The sequence below is a fragment of the Paenibacillus sp. J22FR21 genome (assembly GCF_056269135.1).
In genome coordinates, this window is the sequence record NZ_JBWDNJ010000001.1 from 53,975 (window position 1) to 75,199 (window position 21,225).

A 21,225-nucleotide genomic window follows, 5' to 3' on the forward strand; every position below is an offset into this window, starting at 1 on the left:
ACAAATCTCGTATCCGCATTAGCCCGCATAAGATAGCGCAGAAGCCGTTTCAGGCGGAGAGGAGCCTCCCCACATGCAAATGGAGCAACATGCCCGTAGAGTCTCGATGCTGCTTGCGCTTGTGCTGTTCGTGCTGCTGGTTGTTTTGTTGTTTATCGCGTTTCTATAAGCTTCACTTCCGGACATTGCTGTGTAAACCTTTGGTTGCCATACCGAAGGTTTATTTGCATTGGACGGATTACCTGTCTCCTCTTCCAAATTCGGCATAATGGACGGCAATTTAACACATACTCCAGAAAGACGAACCCAAGGAGGCAACCATCATCGCAACGAAAAGCGCAGGACAAGGCAAATACCAAAAAATGTCGATGTCACCCAAAGAATATCAGGCCTATGCCAAAAAACGCGAGCCGGCTCGATCCGTACTGGCTAATTGCGTTCGGGCCTTCATTGTCGGTGGCTTTATATGTGTACTTGGACAAGCCATAACGGAAGTGTTCATATATGGGCTCCATATGTCCAAAGAAGATGCGGGCAATCCGACGGTAGCTGTACTCATTTTCATCTCTGTCATTCTGACTTGTCTTGGCGTATACGACAAGATTGCGCAGTGGGCAGGAGCGGGCACAGCGGTTCCCGTTACAGGCTTCGCGAATTCGATGTGCTCGGCGGCGCTTGAGCACCGCAGCGAAGGACTCGTTCTCGGCGTAGGCGCCAACATGTTCAAGCTCGCAGGCTCTGTCATTGTATTTGGCGTCGTTGCTGCATTTGTTGTCGGTATCGTCTACTTAGTGTTCGGAATCGAGGGGAGTTTCCATGCTACGCGGTAAACAAACATGGTGGTTTGATCAACGGCCGGTCATTATCGGCGCCGCAACGGTCGTCGGTCCGGACGAAGGCGAAGGACCGCTGGCAGCGGATTTCGATCTTGTTCATCCGGAGCTTGATATGCAGCAGAAGAGCTGGGAGAAGGCAGAGCGTCTGCTCCTGGAGCAAGCGTCTGAAATGGCGTTGAAATATGCCAAAGTAAACAAGCAGCAGCTGCAGTTCTACGTTGGCGGCGATTTGATGAACCAAATTATTAGCAACAGCTTCGCGGCCCGAACAATCGGTGCTCCTTATCTTGGGGTATTCGGGGCTTGCTCAACGTCGATGGAATCGCTCGCCATAGCATCGCTTATCGTCAATTCCGGCTCGGGCGAATATGTGCTTGCAGGTACTTGCAGCCATAACTGCACAGCGGAGAAACAATTCCGTTATCCAACGGAATACGGCTCCCAGAAGCCGCCGACGGCGCAATATACCGTAACCGGAGCAGGAGCGGTCGTTGTAGCCCCGTCGGGCGACGGTCCTATAGTGGAATGCGCGACAATCGGACGAATCGTTGATCTGGGCATTACGGATCCGTTTAATATGGGAGCGGCAATGGCTCCGGCTGCCGTTGACACCTTGAAGTCGCATTTTAACGATACGGGCAGGCAGCCGAAAGACTATGATTTGATCGTGACAGGGGATTTGGCAACGGTCGGTCATGGCATTGCGAAAGACTTGCTCAAGCGGGATGGCGTGCCGATGGAAGATACGGTATTCGGTGATTGCGGCTTAATGATCTACGATGTGCAGAAGCAGAAGGTACAAGCCGGGGGGAGCGGCTGCGGCTGCTCGGCAACGGTTACTTATGGCCATCTGCTCAAGCGGCTGAAACAAGGGGAGCTGAAACGAATTCTCGTCTGTGCGACAGGCGCGCTGCTCTCGCCGCTGTCGTTCCAACAAGGCGAATCGATCCCATGTATTGCGCACGCTGTGGCGCTTGAAAGTCCGATGCACAACTAATACGGAAGGAAAGGAGCAGAGCTTACATGATCTATTTATGGGCTTTTATCGTAGGCGGGGGTATTTGCGTTATTGGCCAGCTTATGTTTGATATCGCGAAGCTGACGCCTGCGCATACGATGGCAACGCTCGTTGTTGCAGGAGCAGTTGTGGACGGGGTCGGCTTGTACGAGCCGCTCGTCAAATTTGCCGGAGCAGGAGCAACAGTACCGATAACGAGCTTCGGCAACGCGTTAGTGCACGGCGCGGTAACCGAGTATCAGAAGGATGGCTATATCGGGATCATTACCGGTATATTCAGCATCACGAGCGCAGGGATTTCCGCCGCGATCATTTTCTCCTTTTTGGCAGCGCTGGCGGTTCGGCCTAAAGGGTAAACTAAGCTGATCACAACCCTGTGAATTAGCGGAAAATATAGACAGTTCTACTGAATTGGAGGGTCCCTGTGGGATTCTCCAATTTTTTTTGGCGGATATGTTGCTATACGAGTTGTTGTATTTTTTGTAAAATAATAGAATCACCACTCTCATATCCAACTATCATCATCCGGGAGGAATTGTCATGGACAATCGTACAACTGAGTATCGTTTATGTAAGGAAATTCGCCGTAATTTAGGCAGTTGTATATTGGGTAAAGATGTCGAAATCGAGAGATTGCTTACAGCGCTGCTTGCCGGCGGCCATGTTCTTATCGAGGATGTCCCGGGGACAGGCAAGACACAGCTTGTCAAAGCACTCTCCCGTACGATAGGCGGCCAATTCCGACGGATTCAATGTAATCCCGATCTGCTTCCAACTGATATAACCGGCGTTGCAATCTATCATCCCAAGAATGAAACTTTCATGTTCCGGCCCGGTCCGGTAATGACGAATTTGCTGCTCGTAGATGAGATAAACCGTGCCACCACGAAGACGCAATCGGCACTGCTGGAAGCGATGGAAGAGCATCATGTTACGGTAGATGGCGAATCTCATGAATTGCCGGTACCGTTCACGATGATTGCCACGCAGAACCCGATAGAATTCGATGGCACGTATACACTCCCAGAGGCACAGCTTGACCGGTTTATGATGAAGCTTACTCTAGGCTATCCGGATGCCGTGACGGAGAGACAAATGATTATATCTCCTAATGCTTCTTCGCCGGCGGATAAGCTGGAGCCTGTAGTAGATGTCGAGCAAATCGCCGTTATGATGGAAGCTGTTAAACGTGTACATCTCGACGAAGCGGTTGCCGATTATATCGTTCGAATCGTCCGTGCAACTCGTGCTCATAGCGGCGTGCAGCTGGGTGCGAGTCCGCGTGCTGCCATTTCGCTGACGGCAGCGGCCAGGGCCAATGCCTATCTGCAAGAACGTGATTATGTCATACCCGATGATGTGAAGCTGCTTGCTTCCTCGGTGCTTGCTCACCGGATTATTATGCATACGGAATCCAGAATGAACGGTTTGAAGCCCGAGGACGTGATACAGTCCGTCATCCGTGACACGAATGTCCCTGTCCGAATGGAGCGCTGACGCTTATGCTTACGGCTAAAGCGACAATGTTCAGGTGGCGTTTTATCGGCCTTGTCTACGTGATTTCGCTCTTATTTTTACTATTTCAAGGCGGCAAGACGTCTTTCATGTTGTTCTGTATCTTTAATGTCCTTCTTATTTATCTGGTCTTTGGCAGATGGAGCGGTATTGCGTCGGTGACCGGTGTTCGGAGGCTGAGCAATGGTACGAACTCGATTAGCGAGCAGTCGTTGTCCGCCGGAACCCGGCTTGAAGTCAGCTTAACCATGCAAATTCCTGGCGTCTGGCCCATCCCTTATGTACTCGTACGTGACCGTTTGAAGAGTATAAGCGGAACCGTGATTCCGATTGAAGCTTCCTTCGTGCCGAACTATCGCAGAAACGGCGTCGTTCAATATGTAACACCGCCGCTTGAACGCGGTGTTTATCGGTTCGATTCAACAGAATGCTCAACGCGGGATATATTCGGTTTATTCGAGCATAAGGGGTCGTTCGAATCGTCCGAGCCGTTCACGGTTTATCCCCGTATCGTCGAGATTCGGCAGTGGAAGCAGATGAAACGCGGTTCGAAAGGGCCGTATTCTACCTCAGCCTCCCGTTTATCAGCGAAAGAAACGACACAGATCAACGGTGTCCGCGAGTATATTTATGGTGATCGGCTGTCTAGGATTCATTGGAATGCTACGGCCAAGACGGGGCAATGGAAATCGAAGGAATTCGAGCGTGAATCGCTTCCGCGAACCGTCGTCATGTTGGACCGTTATGCCGGATCCTACGAGAACAAGGACCAATTTGAGCTGGCGGTTTCGGCTGCTGCCTCGCTGCTGGAATTCGGTCTTCGCAGAGCAACGGCCGTCGGGCTGATATCCGTCGGAGCGAAGAGTGACGGGTATACGCCCAAAGCGTCGGCTGAGCAACGCGAGCTGATGATGAACCATCTGGTCCGCGTGAAAGCGGACGGGGAACAGCCTCTTTATCGCGCAATCCGGCAGTCAGGGACACTTACAGCGGCTGGCTCCTTTGTAGTCATTGTCAGTCCCCAGGTTGGCGAAGAAACCATTCGTGCCATGGAATGGCTGAACCGAACAGGCGTCGTGCCTGTCCTCATTCATTTGCAGTCCAAAGCTGCTGCAGGAAGAACCATCGCCGGTGATATCCGCGGCAACGAATGGATGAAGCTGCTGCGTAAGAGCGGCTTCGCGGTGCATACGATCAGTTCGCTGCAAGAGCTGCCTGATGCCCTTGAAGGAGGTCAGCTGTAATGAGAACCTTCAATCGTGCGGCGATCAAATGGTTTTCCGCAGACGTTTATCGTAAACTATCGGCTATTTTCTCCGCACTTATTGTCTATCAATGGATTCGATGTCTGGGTGACTACTGGTGGTCAGAGACCTATACGATCGTCAATGGCATTCTGTTCGCGGCAGTTGCCGCTAATCTGCTCATTCCATCCAAGCTGCTTTCCGGCACCGTACAGCTCATTTCGCTGGTAGGCCTTAATGCAGCTTACTCCGGTTACATGTGGGTAGCATTCGAAGGAGATAAACGGTCCGCCGCGCAGTGGCTGGATTGGTTCAAGCTCCAGTACGACCAACTGACTCCATTTATCTGGATTAGCCTTGGCGTATGGGCAGTCTTCCATGCGATTGTGCTCCTGCGTCATAAACGTGCTTATATGATGATAATAGTGGGGCTTGCGATTCTTTCGCTGGCTGCAGCAGATTCCTTATTTACACCGATTCACTTGTGGGATGAGATCGCATGGCTTGTGTTCATCGGACTTGGCTGGCTGGTTGCGAGCCACTTCTCTCGATTCAAGGAACGTCATCCGGAGAATTGGGCGCAGCTGCTTGAATATCCGCTCAGTTTGTTTCTGCCGATGCTGCTTATTATTACGCTCGTTATGGGTGCCGGATTGTTTGTGCCGGCTGTTAAGCCGATCTTGACAGATCCCTATACGGCGTGGAAAGAAGCGCGTGGCGAGTCCATACCGAATTTGGTCGGCGACAAGGCGATCATTGTTCCTGCCGCCAAGAACAATGCAGATGGGAAATCCGGCTACAGTCGTGATGACAATGAACTCGGCAACGGATTTGAATTCGACTACACGCCGGTCATGACCGTCACGACCACCAAACGCAGCTATTGGCGCGGCGAAACCAAGTCGCTCTATAGCGGGAAGGGCTGGTCGGAAGCGCCGCAGGAGAAGAAAGAGAAGGCGCTCGGCTCCATCGAAAGCAAGCAGGAACTGGAGCCAAGCGGCATTGCCGAAACGACTAATACAGAAGTTGTCGATCAGACGGTAACGATGCTGAAGAAGGATAAGTATCCGGTCATATTCGGAGCAGGTCCGATATCATCTGTCATTGCGGTTAATGGGAAGAATACATCACTGCCTAAACTGAATTGGATGTCTGATTCCTGGGAGCTTCGGCTTTCTAAGTCGACCAGCTCGGCTAACTATCCGGAGAGCTACATTATTCAATCGAAGATTCCGATTCTTGATGTGGCTGCAATGGAATCCGGAGCACCGGCATCCCTAAGCAAGGACATCGATCCTATGTATTTGCAGCTGCCGGATACGTTGCCGCTTCGCGTAAAACAGCTCGCTCAGAATATAACGTCTACAGTGACAACGCCTTACGATAAAGTGAACTTATTGGTCTCCTACTTGCAGGCCACCTACTCTTATACCAATACACCGGACTTGTCGAAGCGAGTGAGCGATGATTTCGTCGATTCCTTCCTATTTGAAGTGCGCGAGGGCTACTGTGATTACTTCTCCACTTCGCTTGCCGTGATGTCACGCACACTTGGCATTCCTGCCAGATGGGTGAAGGGGTATTCTCCGGGCTCCAAGCCGGTTGATCCGGACATGCAGCGTCTCCAAGGGATGACGGGCATCGAACCGGAAGAGAGCGATGCGGGTACGTACACCGTGCGAAACGCAGATGCGCATTCTTGGGTTGAGATTTATTTTAATGGGTATGGCTGGCTGCCTTTCGAAGCGACTTCCGGATTCGCATTCCCTTATGCGGTACCGAAGGACGCGGCTGAACCCGTGCTTGCACCAGTTCCGGTTCCGGAGCTGGACAACGAAGCACAGCCTGCAGAAGATAATGGCTTTGAAGTGAAAGCTTGGATGTTCTGGACCGCTGCCTCTGTACTTGTGCTGTTGATCGGAGTGCTCGGCTTCCGTCCACTGCTAACGCAATTCAAGCGCTATCGCGGCGGCTCCGCCACGATTAATGAGCGCATTGTAAGAGAAACGAACCGTCTGATCAAGTATTGCCGCAAGAAGGGACTCGACTACAACGAGTATGAGACGGTCCGGGAAACGATGTCACGCTGGTCGGGAAGGCTCTCTTCGCTGCAGACGCATTTCCGTGATGTTCAAGTGGCATTCGAGCAAGCGATGTACAGCAATAAAACGATGACAAGAGAAGAAGCAGATCGTTTGTCGCTGACGATGAAACATATTCGTGAGCATTTGGGATAAATGAGCTTCATGAGCTTACAAGTCGCTAAAGATGTGAGTTTACGCATCTTTAGCGGCTTTTTTGCAACAAATTCACTAATTATGGTATAGTTTGCGTGATAGCGATAAGCAGGGGAGTCGAAACTATGTTTGAACGGCTGTTGCCGCACATGCGCGTCAATACCATTTATGATATCAATTTGCATGCCTTGAAAGAGCAAGGGATGAGAGGCATCATTACAGACCTCGACAACACACTCGTGGGAGCAAGAGAACCGCTGGCTACGCCGGAGCTTGTCCAATGGCTCGACGATGTGCGCGATAATCTTGGCTTCAAGGTTGTCATCGTATCCAACAATAATCAAACACGTGTCGGGAAGTTCGCGGATCCGCTGAATATTCCGTTCGTTCATGCTGCCCGGAAGCCGGCCGGAAGGGCGTTCACTCGCGCGCTTAATGAGCTTGGATTGTCTGCGGAGCAAACGGTCGTAATCGGTGATCAAATGATGACAGATGTGCTTGGCGGAAGAAGGATGGGATTGTTTACAATTCTCATTCGTCCAATCGCACCACATGATGAAGGAATCATGACCCGTTTCAATCGGTTTCTGGAACGCATTGCCCTGTCCCGTCTGCGGAAGAAAGGGCTATGGCCCGAGGAGGAACATAAGAAATCATGACTACTTACCATCAAGAAGACAAACTGGCTTGCGCGGGCTGCGGCGTTAAGCTGCAAACCGAATCATCGGACAAGCTGGGGTACATTCCGCAAGCAGCGCTTGCTAAGGATCCGGCCATCTGCCAAAGATGCTTCCGAATCAAGAACTATAATGAAGCAGCATCAATTGCCGTGGATCAAGACGACTTTCTGCGGCTGCTAAGCGGGATTGCGAATACGCAAAGCCTAGTTGTACATATTGTCGATTTGTTTGATTTTGAAGGCAGCTTGATCTCCGGCTTGCAACGATTCGTGGGCAACAATCCCGTATTGCTGGTCGTGAACAAGATTGACCTATTGCCGAAGAGTATCAACCCGAACCGTATTCTTAACTGGGTGCAGAAGCAAACGAAAGCGCAGGGCTTGAAGGTTGTCGATGTCGTGCTTTGCTCCGCGAAGCGCAATATCGGCTTTGAACGCGTTATCGAAGCCATCGGAACACATCGCGGGAAGCGGGATGTGTATGTTGTCGGCGCTACTAACGTAGGTAAGTCGACGCTAATCAATAGACTGATTCGCGACTACAGCGATCTGGAGCGAGAGCTGACAACATCCCGTTACCCGGGCACAACGCTTGATGCGGTTCATATCCCGCTGGATGACGGGAATGAAATTATTGATACACCGGGTATCGTATATTCGCACCGAATGACAGAGATCGTGCCGCGCGAGGTGCTTGGCGCTTTGCTGCCGGATAAACCGATTAAGCAGCTCGTTTACCAGTTGAATGCGGGACAGACCTTGTTTGTCGGCGCACTGGCGAGATTTGATTTCATAGAAGGGGATCGTCAATCCTTCTCCCTCTATGTCTCAAATGCGCTGCAGGTGCACCGGACGAAACTCGAGCGTGCAGACGAGCTGTACGAAACACATAAAGGCGAAATGCTCGCGCCTCCTTCTAAGGAGCAGCTAGAGGAAATGCCGGCGTGGACGCGTCATCGGTTGACGATCAAACGCGGCACGGATACGGATGTGTTTATCTCCGGTCTGGGCTGGATTCATATCAATGGCAGCAGCGGCGCATTGGTTGATGTATTCGCACCGAAGGGGATTCGAGTGCTGCAGCGTGATGCGCTGATCTAATCGAATAGGCCGATTCATCTTGCATGGGGAGAGTGAACAGAAGGATGGGCAACGCAGTGGACAGCCATACCGTGCTCTACAGTGTGATCGGGGATCCGATTCGGCATTCGAAATCGCCGATTATGATGAACAGGGCATTTCGTGAGACCGGAATCAATGGCATTTACACCGCTTTTCATATTACCGGTGACCGACTTGGCGATTTCGTAGCAGGGGTACGTGCGATGGGGATTCGGGGCGTTAACGTGACGATTCCGCATAAGCTTGATATTATGCCTCTGCTCGATGAAATCGACGAGAGCGCCAAGGCGATTGGTGCTGTGAACACGATCGTGAATACGGGCGGTCATCTGACAGGCTACAATACCGACGGTCTTGGTTATGTTCGGTCGCTTAAAGAAGAGGCGAAGTCGGATCTTACCGGCGCGAATGTGCTTATTATCGGTGCAGGCGGCGCTACACGAGGCATTCTGTATGCACTGGCCCGTGAAGGAGTCGGCTCCATCACGATCTCCAACCGTACGGTCGCTCGTGCCGAAGAGCTTGCAGCTGCATTCCGAGCATTGGTTCCTTCGATTCGCGCGATTGGACAGGATGAGTTGCAGGAAGCCTGCGGCTTGAATGATATCATTATTAATACGACTTCGCTTGGCATGTATCCGAATGTGGAGGCTACACCGATAGACAGTACTTGGCTGAAGCCGGATACGGTTGCGAGCGATTTGATTTATAACCCGCTGACGACGAGATTTCTCGCGGAAGCGCAAGAACGAGGCTGCCGCATTCACGGCGGGCTAGGGATGTTTATTTATCAAGGCGCATACGCCTTTGAATATTGGACGGGCCGTCCGGCTCCGGTTGCCGCGATGCGGGAGACCGTGCTGGAAGCGCTGCTCGAAATATAAGGAAGTATATCGTTTTTTATACTTCGCTTATATTTTTAACGAGAAGAAACTTACTGCGCCGCCAAAGTATGGCGACAGCCGTTTCTTCTTACTTCAAGCTAATTTGACGAGAGAAGGAATCACACATGCTAACAGGTAAACAAAAACGTCATTTGCGCTCGCTTGCGCATCATTTACAGCCGATTTTTCAAGTAGGCAAAGGCGGCACAAACGATCATCTCGTTCGCCACATCGAAGAAGCGATTGAGGTTCGTGAATTAATTAAAGTCTCTGTACTGAACAATTGTATGGATGACCCCAAAGAAGTAGGCCAATGGATCGCGGAAGAATCCGGCTCCGAGCTTGTTCAAGTCATCGGCAAAACAATCGTATTGTACAAAGAATCAAAAGATAACAAAACAATCGAGCTTCCTTAAGGGCAGGTTCGGCTAAGGCGAGAGGAGTCATGTCGTTGATTAAAGTGGGATTTATGGGCGGAACGTTCGACCCCATTCATTATGGCCATTTGCTTGCTGCCGAATCGGCACGTGAAGCTTGCGGACTGGACGAGGTATGGTTTATTCCTGCCGGTCATCCGCCTCTCAAAGAAAACGGACCTCTTGCTGACGGACAAACTAGGCTGGAAATGGTGTACCGTGCCATTGACTTCCAACCTCATTTCCGCGGGATGGACGTTGAGCTGGAGCGCGAAGGCACCAGTTACACGATCGATACCGTCAAATCGCTCATGGACCTGTATCCCGGCAGGGAGTTCAGCATTATCATCGGCTCGGACCGCGTCAATGACTTGCCGCAGTGGCATCAAATCGCAGAATTGGCAGCGCTGGTTCGCTTTATCGGTGTACGCAGAGCCGGTGAAGAGCTGAAGGCAGACGAACTTCCCGCGTTTCTGCAGGAGAGGCTGACTATGATTGAGATGCCGCAGATTGGTATCTCATCGACAGATATCCGGAATCGACGTGCGCAGGGTCGGTCGATTCGATTCCTTGTTCCGGAGAAGGTATATTCGTTCATCAGAAGGAACAATCTCTATGAATCGTGATGAGATGATTGCCAGGGTACAAGCCGAGATGCCGGAGCGGAGATGGACACACACAGTTGGCGTAATGGAGACTTCCGTTATACTTGCTGAGCGGTTTGGCGCCGATCCCATAAAGGCAGAGCAGGCAGCTATTCTGCATGATGTCGCCAAATATTGGGCCACCTCCCGCATGGAAGCGATCATTCGGGAAGAAGGACTTCCCGCAGATTTACTGGCGTTTGATAAAGAACTGTGGCATGCGCCTGTAGGAGCGTTCGTCGCCAAGCGCGATTATGGTGTCACAGACCTTGAAATTCTGGATGCGATTCGTTACCATACCTCCGGTCGCGAGGGGATGACTTCGCTGGATAAGGTCGTCTGTTTGGCTGACTATATGGAGCCGGGTCGCGATTTTCCCGCTGTGCAAGCCATTCGGGAATTAGCAGAGCATAGCGTGGAACGCGCGCTTGTTGCAGGTTTTGATTCAACGATTACGTATTTGCTGCAGCAGGGAAAACGGATTTATCCGCTGACAGTTGCTGCGCGCAATGATTTACTACTAAAGATACGGGAGGCGGGGCTATGACGGTTCATTCCGACGAGCTGCTCAAGCTTGTAGTTAAGGCTGCTGACGATAAGAAAGCGCAAAATGTAATCGCGCTTGACTTGAAGAACATCTCGCTTGTAGCGGACTATTTTGTTATCTGTCACGGGAATTCGGACGTGCAGGTGCAAGCCATTACAACGGAAATTCGCAAACAAGCGGAATCGCGCGGCGTACGTGTTCGCGGGATTGAAGGCGCGGATACAGGAAGATGGATATTGGTAGACATCGGTGATGTTGTCGTCCATGTGTTCCACCGCGAAGAACGCGAATATTACAATATCGAACGTCTATGGTCCGATGCGAAGGTCGTGGAATTCGCATGAGTTTAATAGCCGGTACTACGATGAAGCTTAAGCTGGCACGAGAAGTTTCGCCTTATGGTTATTTCATGACCGATGGCGAATCGGAAGTGCTGCTGCACTATACCGAGCTTGTCGGACATCGTCCGCAAATCGGACAGTCTTATGATGTATTTCTGTTCTTCGATTCGGAGGATCGCATTGCCGCAACGATGAAGACGCCTCTTATTCAGCTCGGCACCGTGGCGAGACTCGCGATAGCGGATATTCATCCGCGAATCGGTGCGTTTCTCGAGATGGGCCTTGGCCGTCAGCTTCTGCTGCCATTGTCTGAGCAGCCGGAACTAAAGGAGCTTCGACCGAAACGCGGTGACGAGGTTCACGTCATTCTTGCCCATGACAAAATCGGCCGTCTTGTTGCTAAGGTAGCCTTCGAGGAAGAACTCTCGGAGCTGGCCTTCCATGCGCCGCAAGCTTGGCATAACACCTGGGTTGAGGGTTGGGTAACGAAGACGCTTAAGATCGGCTCGTTCGTGATGATTGACGGCGGCGTTATCGGTTTTGGCGCATACGGCTTTATCCCTGCGGAAGAGCGTACTCGATTGCTTCGACTCGGCGAGCGTGTAAAAGCACGCGTCACTTTCGTTCGCGAGGATGGACGTGTGAATTTGTCCATGAATCAGCGTAAAGAAGTGGGTCGGGTTGAAGACTCGGAACGGATTCTTGCCTTCTTGAAGGAGCGTCCAAAAGGCGCAATGCCATATTCGGATGAAACGCAAGCCGAGATCATTAAGGAGAAATTCGGCATCAGCAAAGGTGCGTTCAAACGAGCGATCGGTAAGCTGATGCGCGAAGGACTCGTAGTCCAAGAGGGAAGCTGGACGAAGCTGACTGAACAAGCAGCGACGGCGGCGGTTACGACGCATTCTGCGGCAACCTCGGAAGACGCGGGGGAATAGAGATGGAAGCCTATCGGCATTTCGCCTCCGTATATGACAGGCTGATGGAAGAGATGCCGTATCCGCAGTGGTTGAAGTTTGCAGAGGATTGCTGGACGCGGTACGGAACGCCGAAGACCGTCGTTGATCTGGGATGCGGAACAGGAAGCATTGCGATTCCTCTGGCACGAAGCGGTCACCAAGTCTTCGCGATTGATCTTTCCTCCGATATGCTGACTATTGGGCAAAGCAAATGGGGGGATGAACCTTCACGCAGCGGCGGCACGATTACTTGGCTTCAGCAGGATATGACCGAGTGGGAGATTGGCGAACAGGTCGACTCCGTCATCTCATTCTGCGATTGTATCAACTATCTGACGGAGGAAGATGAAGTTCAAGCTGCTTTCCAAGCCACCTATGAGGGCTTGAAGACCGGGGGGTTGTTCCTCTTTGATGTTCATGCGCCGAAGACGTTAGCCAGGTATGCTGCGGAGCAGCCGTTTGTACTCGATGAACCGGATGTGGCTTACATCTGGACGTGCGAGCTTGATGAAGAGCGGGTAGAAATCGAGCATCGGCTTACGATATTTGCGCAGGAGAGCGGCTCGCGAGACAACAGTTATTCTCGCATCGAGGAGATACACGTCCAGCGGGCGTATGACGCGGAGTGGATTCGGGAATCACTGCTAATGGCAGGCTTCAGCCGTGTAGATCAATTTGCGGATTTTACGATGAATGAGGCTGATTCGGAATCAGAACGGCTGTTTTTTGCGGCAATCAAGTGAATATGACCGATTCCGGGCGTTCTATGCCTTGACATGACAGGATTCGCTTCATTATAATCGAACTATCTATTTAGGTGTTGAAGAGGAGCAGTAGCTTTAGCAGCGTTTGGAACAGAGAGCCGGCGGTAGGTGCAAGCCGGACCAACGTGAAGTGAACTCGCCTTGGAGCCGCGCGTGAACACGATTGCAGTGGTAAACGTGCCGTTTCGCCTGCGTTAAGGGCAAAGAGTGAGCAGCGACAAAGCATGTCGTTTGCTAACTAGGGTGGTACCACGGGAGAATAGTCTCCCGTCCCTAGCGTTGTCGCTAGGGACGGGAGTTTTTTTGTTTTCTGAGAAAGACTGGATTGGCATGGAAGAGAGAATAGGGAGGCAATTCGTATGACACAGGAACGCCAAGAGCAGGGGTATAACCCTTTAGTCATTGAACCGAAATGGCAGAAGCATTGGGATGAGAACAAGTCGTTTAAGACGACCGAGGATGCAGGGAAACCGAAATTCTACGCGCTTGATATGTTCCCTTATCCATCCGGAGCGGGACTTCATGTCGGCCATCCGGAAGGTTATACCGCAACAGATATCGTCTCGCGTTATAAGAGAATGCGAGGCTATAACGTGCTTCATCCGATGGGCTGGGATGCATTCGGCTTACCGGCTGAGCAGCATGCACTGGATACAGGTGAGCATCCGCGTGAGATTACGGTCAAGAACATCAACAATTTCCGCCGTCAAATTAAATCGCTTGGTTTCTCTTACGATTGGGACCGCGAGTTCAGCACAACAGATCCGGATTACTATAAGTGGACGCAATGGATCTTTATCCAGCTGTTCAATAAAGGGTTGGCGTATGTAGCTGAAGTGCCTGTTAACTGGTGTCCGGCGCTTGGAACGGTTCTTGCCAATGAGGAAGTGATCAACGGCCTCAGCGAGCGCGGCAACCATCCGGTTATTCGTAAGCCGATGCGCCAATGGGTGCTGCGGATTACGGAATATGCGGAACGTTTGCTTGAAGATTTGGAAGAGCTGGATTGGACCGAGAGCATTAAAGATATGCAGCGCAACTGGATTGGTAAATCCAAAGGTGCGGAAGTTACATTCGCGATCGACGGACATGATGCTTCGCTTGTCGTATTTACGACACGTCCCGATACCCTGTTCGGTGCGTCCTATTGCGTACTTGCACCGGAGCATGAGCTGGTAGATGTGATTACAACTTCTGCGCAGCAAGCTGCCGTGAAGAATTATCAAGAGACAGCCGCGCGCAAGAGCGATCTTGAACGTACGGATCTGAATAAAGACAAGAGCGGCGTATTCACGGGTGCTTATGCAGTCAATCCGGTGAACGGTGCGCTTGTTCCGATCTGGATTGCCGATTACGTCCTTGCCGGTTATGGCACGGGTGCAATTATGGCCGTTCCGGGACATGACCAACGCGACTGGGAATTCGCTAAGCAGTTCGATCTGCCGATTGTTGAAGTTGTTCAAGGCGGCGATGTGCTGGCTGAAGCTTATGCAGGCGACGGTCCGCATGTGAATTCCGGATTCCTGGACGGTCTCAGCAATGAAGCTGCGATTGCACGCGCTATCGAATGGCTTGAAGCCGAAGGAAAAGGTCAAGGAAAAGTGACGTACCGCCTTCGCGATTGGCTGTTCAGCCGTCAGCGCTACTGGGGCGAGCCGATTCCGATTCTGCATTTGGAAGACGGCACAATGAAGCCGGTACCGGATGATCAACTGCCGCTGCTGCTTCCTGATGTTGAAGCAATCAAGCCATCAGGTACAGGCGAATCTCCGCTTGCGAATGTTACGGAGTGGGTAGAAACAATCGATCCGGAAACGGGTTTGCGTGCCCGTCGCGAGACGAACACGATGCCGCAATGGGCCGGCAGCTGCTGGTACTACCTGCGCTTCATCGATCCGCATAACGATAAGGAACTGTGCTCCAAAGAGAAGCAAGCCGAGTGGCTTCCAGTCGATTTGTATATCGGCGGCGCTGAGCATGCCGTGCTTCACTTGCTGTATGCACGCTTCTGGCATAAAGTGCTCTACGATATCGGCGTAGTCGATACCAAAGAGCCGTTCCACAAGCTCGTCAACCAAGGGATGATCTTGGGCACCAACAATGAGAAAATGAGTAAATCACGCGGCAACGTAATCAATCCGGACGATATCGTAAACGTATACGGCGCAGACACCCTGCGCATGTACGAAATGTTCATGGGTCCGCTTGAAGCGACGAAGCCTTGGAACACGAACGGCGTAGAAGGCATGTACCGCTTCTTGGCTCGCGTATGGCGCTTGTTCGTAACGGATAGCGGCGAGCTTGCCGAGAAAGTCGGCGGCAGCGGTGAAGTTACCGAGGCGTTCAAACGTACTTGGCACCGTACCGTGAAGAAGATCACCGATGATTACGAGAACCTTCGCTTCAATACGGCGATCAGCCAGTTGATGATCTTCGTCAATGATGCTTACAAAGCGGAATCCTTGCCTCGTGAAGCCATGGAGAGCTTTGTTCAAATGCTTTCACCGCTGGCGCCGCATATTGCGGAAGAGCTGTGGTCGAAGCTGGGCCGTACGGATGTTTTGTCTTATGCGGCATGGCCGACTTTCGATGAAGCGTTGACGGTTGACCAAGAAGTCGAAATCGTCGTACAAGTGAACGGGAAGATCGTAGAGCGTATTTCTATTGCTGCGGATACAGAAGAAGCAGAGATGGAGCGAATCGCGAAGGAGTCCGAGAAGGTCGCGGAAGCAATCGCCGGGAAGACCGTTCGTAAGCTAATCGTCGTTAAAGGCAAGCTGGTTAATATCGTAGTAGGCTAATTAGGCGTGGGTTCTATCCGAATTCACTAATAATAAGAAAGAGGTGAGCGACCTCTTAACGCAAAGCATGCGTTAAGGGCCGTTCACCTCTTTGCCGTATAAGGATACTTTCACACGTTCTAAATCTTCGTTGTATTTGGCATGTGTTGCACGAATAAGTCGGTTGAACACGCCGTCCATCTCACGATTGAGCAGCGCGAGTGCTTGTGCGGTAATTCCGCCAGGCACGGATACACGCCGTTGCAGTTCCTCCGGAGACATACCGCCTGCCGTCAAGAGCTGGCCAGTACCTAAGAGCATTTCGCTGGCAACGATACGCGCCTCTTCACGCGGGATGTTGGTTTCCTCTACAGCTGCGTCGATGAAGCGCTGAAGGAGGTACGACATGATGGCTGGGCCGCAGCTGGATAAATCCGATACGATGCGCGTATGCTGCTCGCTGACCGGCATTGGCTCACTGATATAGGAGAGCAGATGATTTAAGCGATTCTTATCGGCATCGGTCATCCGGTCGCCGAACATACACAAGGATACACCGCTGCACATATAGTTTGTGATGCTCGGAATGACTTTCGCTATTTTGCAAGGAAGCGACTCTTCCAACTGCTCAATCATGACCGGGCTTGTGATCGAGATGATAATCTGCTGCGGCAAGATGACATCGCGAATTTGATCGATGACGTTCTTGAACTCCATAGGTTTGATACAAAGAAAAATCAGATCCTGATCGATGACGGCGTCGCGGTTCGAAGGGACAGCCTGAAGACCGGGATGGCGGTCAGCTAAGCAGATTGCTTTTGCTAGAGTGCGGTTGCTGGCTGTTATTTGCGACGGCTTCAAAGCTCCCGATCCGATAAACGTATCGATGAGCAAGCTGCCCATGCTTCCAATCCCGATAAATCCGACATTCATCGCAATCCCTCCTATGCGCTATAAGGCGATCAGCGCAGCTTTAACACAGTAATGGGTAAATGGCTCTATAAAGTCGTTGTGGTGCTCTTACTACGTTATGCCGGGAAGCAAGGCCATCATGACCAGCAATAACGTTAAAAATTACAAAGTTTTCTAAATCGGGGAGGGAGTATTGGTATGCTGCATACCAAATCAGGCCGATTGGATTGGCAAAAGCTGCTGATTCTCGTTTTGATTCTAGCCGCAATCCTATTGGCTGTGACAGCTATTTTACATCCGAAGGCTGAGGAGCCGCCGGGCTGGGTTTCGGTTAACGATGAGGTGGATTTGGCATTAAAGCCGCTTGAGCAACGAATAGCCGACAAGCAATTGCACAGTGTGAAGCCTGCACCTGAGGTGACAGCTCCACAACCAGTTAACTCGAATATTCGAGAGACAGTACCGGAAGCGGTATCTGCTGATGCAAAGCCGGCTGTTGTGGGTAAGGAGGAAGAGGTGCGTTCATCCGAGACGACTGGCGGGAAGATTGATATCAACCACGCGACGGTTGGCGAGCTGGATGCGATTCCGGGTATAGGGGCCGCCAAGGCCAAATCGATTATTGAGGACCGTGAGAAAAACGGATTGTATAGCAGCGCGGACGACCTGCTTCGCGTGAAAGGCATAGGCCCCAAGCTGCTTGAGAAAATGAAATCTTCCATTGTTCTCCATCCGTGATTATGCGACAATAAGAGAAATATCGGGAAGTTATTGCTATTATTGACGCACGAAGAAGGCAGTAAGTATTCGCTTATTAATGATCATACGTTCCCAAGCCCGTACTTGTGCCCCCGGAATGTATGAGAGGCATAGATGATATTTTGCATGATAGGAATCAGCGTGCAGCTTGCGGATGCAGATCGCATGGATGCACAAGGAGGAAGAGCTACAGAAATGGCAGAAGAGGTTCAAGACAGCGCCAGAAAAGACTGGGATACTTATTTTATGGATATTGCGTATATGGTTTCTACCCGCTCACGTTGTCCGCGCCGACATGTCGGTACTGTGTTGGTACAAGGAAAGAAGCTGCTTGGTACGGCTTATAACGGCGCGCCTATGGGGGTTGCGGACTGCTCAGAGGATGGCTGCATGATCGTTGAGGAGTTTGAGATGACGCAAGTCGGTGAGGTCGAGCAAATGGTGAAGAAGCAGCGCTGCATTCGTACGATTCATGCCGAGCAAAATTTGCTTCTCTTCACAGATCGGATTGACCGTGAGCGTTCGACCGTTTATGTGACGGATCAGCCTTGCTGGACTTGTGCGAATATGCTTGCTAACAGCGGTGTGCGCGAGATTGTATATCATCGTGCATATGCCAAGGACAGCGATAAGGTAGCTTCACTTATGAGTTTGAAAGGGATTGTATTTCGCAATCTTGCTGCTTATGAGCCGCCGGCTCAGGCAGGTATGAATGTGATTGGTTAATCAACAGCACAAGTGGGGAAGAACCTTCGAACTGTGCCTAAGGAAGAGAGCTGTGTGGTGGTCCTCTGTGGATGATCTTAATCGGCTGCTTTCGCGGGTATGGGCGGAGGTTTTTTGTTGTTTGCATGATGTGGAAGGGGGGATGGGCGGATGATGGCGCGAAGACCGCTCATCTGGTTTACGGTGTGTTGGGTGCTGGGAGCAAGTGCAGCTGCGGGATTAAAGGACAGCGGCGTTTATTTGACCGCTGCCGCGTTGCTTGCTGCCATGCTCGCGCTGGGGCTGCTGAAACGTGCATCATGGCCGCTTGCCGCAGCATGTTTGGCAGCTTATGTGGCTGCTGCAGGAGAGCGGATATGGATGGATTCGCGGAATGTCACTGCGCTGCCAGAACTGCAGGCTCTTGCTTATGAGGCTATTCCTGTGGGCTCCGCCATGTTCGGGGCGGAGATCAGAGGGATTATTAGTTCACCGGTGGAGATTGACGGTGATCAGGTTCGGTTCCGCGTTGCTGTGGATGAGGTTGTGCAGGGCGGCGGAGGAAACAGTCCTGTGCAGCTCGGCGGTGAAGGAATGCAGGTTCAAGTACGATTAGCGGCTGAGGCTGAGCTTGTTAAGGCAGCTTCGTGGAAGCGAGGGCAGCAAATGTCGGCTGCCGGTGAGCTGTCCGCGCCTATGGCTGCCACGAATTTCGGCGGCTTCGATTATCGCAGTTATATGAACAGCCAGCGCATCCACTGGCAGTTCAGCGTGGATGGGGCTGCCTCGGTGCAGATAAGCGCCGGACCACGCTGGTCGGCTGCTGCGCTGCTCCGTTATGTCGATGACGTGCGCGCCGCGCTTGGGGCGCAAATGGACAAGCTGTATCCGGACCTCCAGTCCGGTTACATGAAAGGCCTCGTCCTCGGCATAAGCGACGATCTCGATCCCACTGTGTACCGCCGGTTTGCGCAGCTGGGACTCACGCACATCCTGGCCATATCCGGCCTGCACGTCGCCGTGTTCCTCTATATGCTCGGCGGCCTGCTGCGCTTAGCGCGAATGACCCGGGAGCGTATGCTGCTGCTGCTCATGGCGGCGGTGCCGCTGTACGTGCTCCTCGCCGGAGCCTCGCCGTCGGTCGTACGCTCCGGCATTATGGCCGTGCTCGGCCTAGGTGCAGCCCGCCTGCACAAGCTCGGCGACGGGCTGCACCTCCTGGCCGCCGCCGCGCTGCTCATGCTCGCCTTCGACCCGTACATGCTCGGAAACGTCGGCTTTCAGCTGTCGTTTCTCGTAACGGCGGGTCTCATTCTCGGCGTGCCGCCTGTGCGCGGCTGCTTGCCTGCCGGGAAGCGCTGGTGGGCGCGCTCCCTACTTGATTTGCTCACGGTCACTGTGGTCGCACAGCTCGTTTCGCTGCCGGTCACCATCTACTATTTCAACGCGGTACATCTGCTCTCGATCGGCGCGAACCTAGTACTTGTTCCTTTCATCAGCTTCATCGTCATGCCGCTTGGCGGCGCTTCGATGCTGCTCGGTGCGTTATGGCATCCTGCCGGTTCGCTGCTGTCGCAGGTGACAGCCATTGGCAACGAATTGACGTTTGCATTTGTTACAAGGCTGAGCAGCTGGAACAGCTTTCGAATGATTTGGGCAACCCCGCCGCTCGGGTGGGTGGTAAGTTACTACGGCATGTTATGGATCTGTTTTGTATGGCTTGGCAGGTTGAAGCGGCGTCTTCAGCAGCCAGAGTCGGAAACAAGTTCGTCAACGGGTTTAGGATCGGATTCGGATAAGCTGGTAGAACTGCAAGCAATCCCGTTCATAGATATGTCTTCATTCGAATCGCCGCATTCTCACCGCAGAAGGTTCGTTCTGCTGTCTCTCACGGCCGCAGGCTTAAGTTTTCTTCTATTATGGGCCTATTTCCCTGATTTCAGAGACCGCCATGCGTATGTCGATTATATCGATGTCGGACAAGGCGATGCGATTTTGATTCGTACTGCGAAAGGAAAACATATTCTAATTGATGGGGGAGGAGCCGTTCAATTCGGCAATAAAGAGGCCTGGCGGATACGAAAAGATCCCTATGAGGTTGGCCGCAAGCTTCTCGTGCCGCTGCTGCAGAAACGAGGCGTGCACCAGCTGGATTTGCTCGTCCTATCGCATCTCGACAGCGACCATATTAAAGGACTGCAGGCGGTGATAAGCGAGATCAAAGTAAAGGCGATCATGTGGAACGGCACATTGAAAGCTTCCGAGGATGCGGTAACGCTGCTGCGGACAGCCTTGGAGGCGGACATTCCGCTCTACAAGAGTACGACGGGCTTGGAATGGCGGGTCGACTCCGGCACAACAATCCAAGTGCTCGGTTTGGCGTCAGGCTCCGACCAGGCTATCGTGGAGGAAGACGAGCAGAACGGGCAGAGCGCAGCTTTACTCATCGAACTGTACAACCGCAGGTTCCTGTTCGCAGGAGATGCCGACGTGCAAGAAGAGGAGCTGCTCTTGGAGCAGCTTCAATCCCATGATGTTGAATCGTCGTCGCCGCTTAATCCCTTCATAGACGTCATGAAAATCTCCCACCATGGCAGCAAAACTTCGACTTCCGAGCTGTGGCTGAACTATTGGAGGCCGAAGTGGGCAGTCGTCTCCGTCGGGAGAACCAACACCTACGGTCATCCGGCTCAAGTTGTGATGGATCGGCTGGCGAGTGCAAATATCCAAACAAGCCGCACGGATCGGAATGGCGAGATCCAATTTCGAATCAGCCCGGATCAAGCAATCACCCGAAGAGAAAAAATCCCCGACTCCTAGCAGACAAGCTGCAAGGCACCGGGGAAACGCATTTATTTTGTAT

The 21,225-nt window shown here is 52.1% G+C and carries 20 protein-coding genes and 1 other annotated feature; of the genes, 19 read left to right on the forward strand and 1 reads right to left on the reverse strand.

Annotated features, from left to right (window positions below; translation table 11 throughout):
* Window positions 1–362: 362 nt before the first annotated feature.
* The 16 genes from spoVAC (at window position 363) to leuS (ending at window position 16,007) form a co-directional block, all read left to right on the forward strand.
* Window positions 363–830: a stage V sporulation protein AC gene (spoVAC, locus tag AC0YNS_RS00235; RefSeq protein ID WP_475779108.1), complete on the forward strand. Its 468-nt coding sequence runs from the start codon at window positions 363–365 to the stop codon at window positions 828–830.
* Complete coding sequence (spoVAD, locus tag AC0YNS_RS00240; protein ID WP_475779109.1) at window positions 817–1,833, forward strand: stage V sporulation protein AD; 1,017 nt, start codon at window positions 817–819, stop codon at window positions 1,831–1,833. The genes spoVAC and spoVAD overlap by 14 nt, the downstream gene beginning before the upstream one ends.
* 26 nt (window positions 1,834–1,859) lie before the next feature.
* Window positions 1,860–2,210 (forward strand): stage V sporulation protein AE, encoded by a 351-nt coding sequence (gene spoVAE / locus AC0YNS_RS00245; RefSeq protein WP_475779110.1) that lies wholly within the window; start codon window positions 1,860–1,862, stop codon window positions 2,208–2,210.
* Between the two features lie 184 nt (window positions 2,211–2,394).
* Complete coding sequence (locus AC0YNS_RS00250) at window positions 2,395–3,351, forward strand: AAA family ATPase (protein ID WP_475779111.1); 957 nt, start codon at window positions 2,395–2,397, stop codon at window positions 3,349–3,351.
* A 5-nt stretch (window positions 3,352–3,356) separates the two neighbouring features.
* Window positions 3,357–4,613, forward strand: a complete 1,257-nt coding sequence (locus tag AC0YNS_RS00255) for a DUF58 domain-containing protein (RefSeq protein ID WP_475779112.1) — start codon at window positions 3,357–3,359, stop codon at window positions 4,611–4,613.
* Entirely contained in the window at window positions 4,613–6,850 is a 2,238-nt protein-coding gene (locus AC0YNS_RS00260; protein WP_475779113.1) for a transglutaminase-like domain-containing protein, read from the forward strand. The genes AC0YNS_RS00255 and AC0YNS_RS00260 overlap by 1 nt, the downstream gene beginning before the upstream one ends.
* A 104-nt stretch (window positions 6,851–6,954) precedes the next feature.
* Window positions 6,955–7,509: a YqeG family HAD IIIA-type phosphatase gene (locus AC0YNS_RS00265; protein ID WP_475780065.1), complete on the forward strand. Its 555-nt coding sequence runs from the start codon at window positions 6,955–6,957 to the stop codon at window positions 7,507–7,509.
* Entirely contained in the window at window positions 7,506–8,630 is a 1,125-nt protein-coding gene (gene yqeH, locus AC0YNS_RS00270; RefSeq protein ID WP_475779114.1) for a ribosome biogenesis GTPase YqeH, read from the forward strand. The genes AC0YNS_RS00265 and yqeH overlap by 4 nt, the downstream gene beginning before the upstream one ends.
* A gap of 44 nt (window positions 8,631–8,674) precedes the next feature.
* Window positions 8,675–9,535, forward strand: coding sequence for a shikimate dehydrogenase (gene aroE / locus AC0YNS_RS00275; RefSeq protein WP_475779115.1), 861 nt, complete (start codon window positions 8,675–8,677; stop codon window positions 9,533–9,535).
* A gap of 125 nt (window positions 9,536–9,660) precedes the next feature.
* The gene (yhbY, locus tag AC0YNS_RS00280; RefSeq protein WP_090980029.1) at window positions 9,661–9,951 is read left to right on the forward strand and encodes a ribosome assembly RNA-binding protein YhbY; all 291 of its coding nucleotides are present in this window, start codon (window positions 9,661–9,663) and stop codon (window positions 9,949–9,951) included.
* Between the two features lie 38 nt (window positions 9,952–9,989).
* Entirely contained in the window at window positions 9,990–10,577 is a 588-nt protein-coding gene (nadD, locus tag AC0YNS_RS00285) for a nicotinate-nucleotide adenylyltransferase (RefSeq protein WP_475780066.1), read from the forward strand.
* Window positions 10,567–11,142: a bis(5'-nucleosyl)-tetraphosphatase (symmetrical) YqeK gene (gene yqeK / locus AC0YNS_RS00290; RefSeq protein ID WP_475779116.1), complete on the forward strand. Its 576-nt coding sequence runs from the start codon at window positions 10,567–10,569 to the stop codon at window positions 11,140–11,142. The genes nadD and yqeK overlap by 11 nt, the downstream gene beginning before the upstream one ends.
* On the forward strand, window positions 11,139–11,486 hold the full coding sequence (gene rsfS, locus AC0YNS_RS00295) for a ribosome silencing factor (protein WP_475779117.1): 348 nt from the start codon (window positions 11,139–11,141) through the stop codon (window positions 11,484–11,486). Before yqeK ends, rsfS begins: the two co-directional genes overlap by 4 nt.
* Complete coding sequence (locus AC0YNS_RS00300) at window positions 11,483–12,421, forward strand: CvfB family protein (protein ID WP_475779118.1); 939 nt, start codon at window positions 11,483–11,485, stop codon at window positions 12,419–12,421. The genes rsfS and AC0YNS_RS00300 overlap by 4 nt, the downstream gene beginning before the upstream one ends.
* Before the next feature lie 2 nt (window positions 12,422–12,423).
* Window positions 12,424–13,185 (forward strand): class I SAM-dependent DNA methyltransferase, encoded by a 762-nt coding sequence (locus AC0YNS_RS00305; protein WP_475779119.1) that lies wholly within the window; start codon window positions 12,424–12,426, stop codon window positions 13,183–13,185.
* A gap of 68 nt (window positions 13,186–13,253) precedes the next feature.
* Window positions 13,254–13,484 (forward strand) — a binding site (T-box leader).
* An 81-nt stretch (window positions 13,485–13,565) separates the two neighbouring features.
* A complete protein-coding gene (gene leuS, locus AC0YNS_RS00310; RefSeq protein ID WP_475779120.1) occupies window positions 13,566–16,007 on the forward strand; it encodes a leucine--tRNA ligase in 2,442 nt (813 codons plus the stop codon).
* 72 nt (window positions 16,008–16,079) lie between these two features.
* On the opposite strand, the gene comER is transcribed toward leuS, so the two are convergent.
* Window positions 16,080–16,919 carry a late competence protein ComER gene (gene comER, locus AC0YNS_RS00315; protein ID WP_475779121.1) on the reverse strand — a complete coding sequence of 280 codons (840 nt, stop codon included), beginning with the start codon at window positions 16,917–16,919 and terminating at the stop codon, window positions 16,080–16,082.
* Between the two features lie 177 nt (window positions 16,920–17,096).
* Between comER and AC0YNS_RS00320 the strand changes: the two genes are divergently transcribed.
* The 3 genes from AC0YNS_RS00320 to AC0YNS_RS00330 all read left to right on the forward strand — a co-directional run bounded on the left by AC0YNS_RS00320 (window position 17,097) and on the right by AC0YNS_RS00330 (window position 21,182).
* Window positions 17,097–17,636 carry a ComEA family DNA-binding protein gene (locus tag AC0YNS_RS00320; protein WP_475779122.1) on the forward strand — a complete coding sequence of 180 codons (540 nt, stop codon included), beginning with the start codon at window positions 17,097–17,099 and terminating at the stop codon, window positions 17,634–17,636.
* Window positions 17,637–17,852: 216 nt separating this feature from the next.
* A complete protein-coding gene (locus tag AC0YNS_RS00325) occupies window positions 17,853–18,383 on the forward strand; it encodes a deoxycytidylate deaminase (protein ID WP_475780067.1) in 531 nt (176 codons plus the stop codon).
* A gap of 150 nt (window positions 18,384–18,533) precedes the next feature.
* Window positions 18,534–21,182, forward strand: a complete 2,649-nt coding sequence (locus AC0YNS_RS00330; protein ID WP_475779123.1) for a ComEC/Rec2 family competence protein — start codon at window positions 18,534–18,536, stop codon at window positions 21,180–21,182.
* Window positions 21,183–21,225: the final 43 nt, after the last annotated feature.

Excerpts from the sequence above, each read along its gene's own strand:
- spoVAC (WP_475779108.1), top strand. The coding sequence starts at position 363 with ATGTCGATGTCACCCAAAGAATATCAGGCCTATGCCAAAAAACGCGAG.
- spoVAD (WP_475779109.1), top strand. The coding sequence starts at position 817 with ATGCTACGCGGTAAACAAACATGGTGGTTTGATCAACGGCCGGTCATT.
- spoVAE (WP_475779110.1), top strand. The coding sequence starts at position 1,860 with ATGATCTATTTATGGGCTTTTATCGTAGGCGGGGGTATTTGCGTTATT.
- AC0YNS_RS00250 (WP_475779111.1), top strand. The coding sequence starts at position 2,395 with ATGGACAATCGTACAACTGAGTATCGTTTATGTAAGGAAATTCGCCGT.
- AC0YNS_RS00255 (WP_475779112.1), top strand. The coding sequence starts at position 3,357 with ATGCTTACGGCTAAAGCGACAATGTTCAGGTGGCGTTTTATCGGCCTT.
- AC0YNS_RS00260 (WP_475779113.1), top strand. The coding sequence starts at position 4,613 with ATGAGAACCTTCAATCGTGCGGCGATCAAATGGTTTTCCGCAGACGTT.
- yqeH (WP_475779114.1), top strand. The coding sequence starts at position 7,506 with ATGACTACTTACCATCAAGAAGACAAACTGGCTTGCGCGGGCTGCGGC.
- aroE (WP_475779115.1), top strand. The coding sequence starts at position 8,675 with ATGGGCAACGCAGTGGACAGCCATACCGTGCTCTACAGTGTGATCGGG.
- yhbY (WP_090980029.1), top strand. The coding sequence starts at position 9,661 with ATGCTAACAGGTAAACAAAAACGTCATTTGCGCTCGCTTGCGCATCAT.
- yqeK (WP_475779116.1), top strand. The coding sequence starts at position 10,567 with ATGAATCGTGATGAGATGATTGCCAGGGTACAAGCCGAGATGCCGGAG.
- rsfS (WP_475779117.1), top strand. The coding sequence starts at position 11,139 with ATGACGGTTCATTCCGACGAGCTGCTCAAGCTTGTAGTTAAGGCTGCT.
- AC0YNS_RS00300 (WP_475779118.1), top strand. The coding sequence starts at position 11,483 with ATGAGTTTAATAGCCGGTACTACGATGAAGCTTAAGCTGGCACGAGAA.
- AC0YNS_RS00305 (WP_475779119.1), top strand. The coding sequence starts at position 12,424 with ATGGAAGCCTATCGGCATTTCGCCTCCGTATATGACAGGCTGATGGAA.
- leuS (WP_475779120.1), top strand. The coding sequence starts at position 13,566 with ATGACACAGGAACGCCAAGAGCAGGGGTATAACCCTTTAGTCATTGAA.
- comER (WP_475779121.1), bottom strand. The coding sequence starts at position 16,919 with ATGAATGTCGGATTTATCGGGATTGGAAGCATGGGCAGCTTGCTCATC.
- AC0YNS_RS00320 (WP_475779122.1), top strand. The coding sequence starts at position 17,097 with ATGCTGCATACCAAATCAGGCCGATTGGATTGGCAAAAGCTGCTGATT.
- AC0YNS_RS00325 (WP_475780067.1), top strand. The coding sequence starts at position 17,853 with ATGGCAGAAGAGGTTCAAGACAGCGCCAGAAAAGACTGGGATACTTAT.
- AC0YNS_RS00330 (WP_475779123.1), top strand. The coding sequence starts at position 18,534 with ATGATGGCGCGAAGACCGCTCATCTGGTTTACGGTGTGTTGGGTGCTG.